The organism is Microscilla marina ATCC 23134 (assembly GCF_000169175.1).
GTDB lineage: Bacteria > Bacteroidota > Bacteroidia > Cytophagales > Microscillaceae > Microscilla > Microscilla marina.
Window position 1 is genome coordinate 1 of sequence record NZ_AAWS01000113.1, and the last position, 2,550, is coordinate 2,550.

At 37.8% G+C, this 2,550-nt stretch carries 3 protein-coding genes; all 3 read left to right on the top strand.

All coding sequences use genetic code 11. The features are described from left to right. The first annotated feature begins 889 nt into the window (after positions 1-889). A complete protein-coding gene (locus tag M23134_RS37035; RefSeq protein WP_002706204.1) occupies positions 890-1,408 on the top strand; it encodes an RNA polymerase sigma factor in 519 nt (172 codons plus the stop codon). Continuing rightward, on the top strand, positions 1,389-2,225 hold the full coding sequence (locus M23134_RS37040) for a HEAT repeat domain-containing protein (protein WP_002706205.1): 837 nt from the start codon (positions 1,389-1,391) through the stop codon (positions 2,223-2,225). The genes M23134_RS37035 and M23134_RS37040 overlap by 20 nt, the downstream gene beginning before the upstream one ends. Before the next feature lie 57 nt (positions 2,226-2,282). Next, positions 2,283-2,550, top strand: a 268-nt coding sequence (locus M23134_RS37045) for a hypothetical protein (protein WP_002706206.1), incomplete at its 3' end; no start/stop codon positions are given.

A 2,550-nucleotide genomic window follows, 5' to 3' on the forward strand; every position in this document is an offset into this window, starting at 1 on the left:
GACAAAACAGGTAAAGGAACAGAAGTATACAAACTGCTTTTTCATTTGCATTAAATAATAGTAATAATAGGTGTAATGATATTGGTGCGAATTATTATCAATACTCCGCAGTGATTTTAGTCAAAGTTGTTTGCTGGTTATCAGTTATTTATGAAAGATCACTTAGGCGTAAAACCGAAACACTTTTAAAAATAAAGTGAGTACACAATCTTAATATAAAATACTGGTTTACAGCATTTAACAAGGTGAACATTTACTCAAATCAGCTATGGACTATCGACTAAATACTATGGACTATTGATTATGTAATCTGTAAAAAAATAAAGTGAGCCAATTTAGGGTAAAATCTTTTGGTTAGACAACTAAAAAGCTGGTTATATTCTATGTTGACATAATTTTTTAGTATTTGACTATAATACCATCAGAAATTGTACTAAGGAACATGTTCAAAATAAGTGTCGAGATTGAGGTCATAAACTCAAGGCTGACTGAAGCACTTTTTGCGGGCGTAGCAGCGCTACGGACAATAAAAGTAACGAAAGTCAGTAAAGAGAACCGCAGAACGAAGTTCAAGCTCTGCGAAGCTAATATGTTCTAAACCGGACAGTTATTGTTGAGGGCTATGCCCGAAATCCCGTTTACGGGGCGATCACGTTCCTAAGCGTATCAAATGACTTTTGTTAGATTACAGGTTAAATGTACAAGCTTATTGTTAAAATAAAAAGCATTTGCTAAATAAAATTAGCTAAAGTTTTAAAAATATTTTTTAATTAATTTACCTATTTAATTAGTTGTTTTACAGCAACTTAACTTTTGTTACAAGTTTTTTTTCACCTCAGTTGTAATGTTTGATTATCGAGCCCGTCTACCTTTATGAGAGCAATAAGGAATGGAAATAAAAGAATTTAAAATAGAAGTACTTTCTACCAAAAACAAGTTGTTTAGGTTTGCTTTTAGGTTATTGAGAAACCACGAAGAAGCAGAAGATACAGTACAAGATGTTTTTCTCAAACTCTGGGATATACGGCACAAGTTGGACCAATACAATAGTGTGGAGGCATTGGCAATGACCATGATCAAAAACAAATGTTTTGACAAACTCAAAGCCAAGCGCAACCAAAATGTAGACATTGACCAACAGGCGCCTATAAGGTCGGGAGCGACTGCACCCGATAGAAAAACCGAGTTGCGAGATACTTCCAGCCTTATTCAGCGGGTCATTGACCGTTTGCCTGAACAGCAAAAAATGATTATTCAAATGCGCGATGTAGAGGGGATGGAGTTTGAAGAAATTGCCAAAGTAGTGCAATTGAGCATTAACAATGTCCGGGTAAATTTATCGCGGGCACGCAAAAAAGTTAGAGATGTTTTGACAAATACCCATAACTATGGACTCACAAAAAATTGAGCTATTATTAGAAAAATACTACAAGGGAGACACCACCCTAAAAGAAGAAAGCCTGCTTATAGAGTATTTTACCCAAGATGAGCAAAAAATTCCGGTGCAACTTCGTCAGTACCAGGTGCAATTCCAGTTTTTTGCCCAGGCACAAAGCGAAGCAAAATTGGGCGATCAGTTTGACAAGCAATTGGAAAAAATGATTGCAATGAAGGAAGACACAGAGCCGTCAAACGAAACAGCGGAGGTAAACAAAAACACTGCTCAACTTGATACTGGTGTGGTGCAGATTCGCCGAAGCAGTTTACAATGGGGCATAGGTATAGCAGCTAGTTTGTTGTTGGTAGTAGCAAGTTTTTTTGCTGGACGCTTGTCAGTAGAAACCCCCAAAGTGGCGCAAAACAACCAAAATGATACGGTGCAAAAGCAATTGCAGGAAATGCAGGCAACGTTGGCAAAACTAAAGAAACCTTCGGCCAGCGAACGCTTAAAAGCGGTAAAAACCACCGCGCGTAACTTCACCGATAACAACGACCAGGCAATTGATGCTTTGATTAACACCCTAAACAGTGATGAGAACCAAAACGTGCGATTGGCAGCTGCCAATGCTTTGTTTGTGTACAAAGATAACCCCAAAGTACGCAATGCGCTCATTGTGTCTATTAGCCACCAAACCGACCCGGTAGTAAAAATTGCGATGGTGAACATGCTGCTTGCCCTGAAAGACAAAAGGGTGAAGGAACCCATTGAAAGAATATTGAAAAATGACAAGGAAATTCCTGAAAAGGTAAAAGAGGTAATACAGAATAACCTGAAAGCGATATAAGCTTGAAAAAAATCATATAAACCAAGAAACTCATTCATAAGAAAAAAATCAGAAACAATGAAAAAGTTATTGAATATACATCTCATAAAAATAGTGGCTGGTCTTGTATTGACAAGTTTGGTAGTGTTTGATACTGTTGCTCAGGAGTTTAAAATAGGTTTGGGCAAAGGAGAAAAACTAAAGGTAGAGGAGTTGGTAGGCAACATTTATATAGAACAACACGCTGGAAGCGAGGTATTGGTAACTGCCCCTAGTTTGAAGATTCCGGACAAGGCAAAAGGCTTGACAATGATAGGGGGCGCAGCTGACAATACTGGTTTGGGTT

Excerpts from the sequence above, each read along its gene's own strand:
- M23134_RS37035 (WP_002706204.1), top strand. The coding sequence starts at position 890 with ATGGAAATAAAAGAATTTAAAATAGAAGTACTTTCTACCAAAAACAAG.
- M23134_RS37040 (WP_002706205.1), top strand. The coding sequence starts at position 1,389 with ATGGACTCACAAAAAATTGAGCTATTATTAGAAAAATACTACAAGGGA.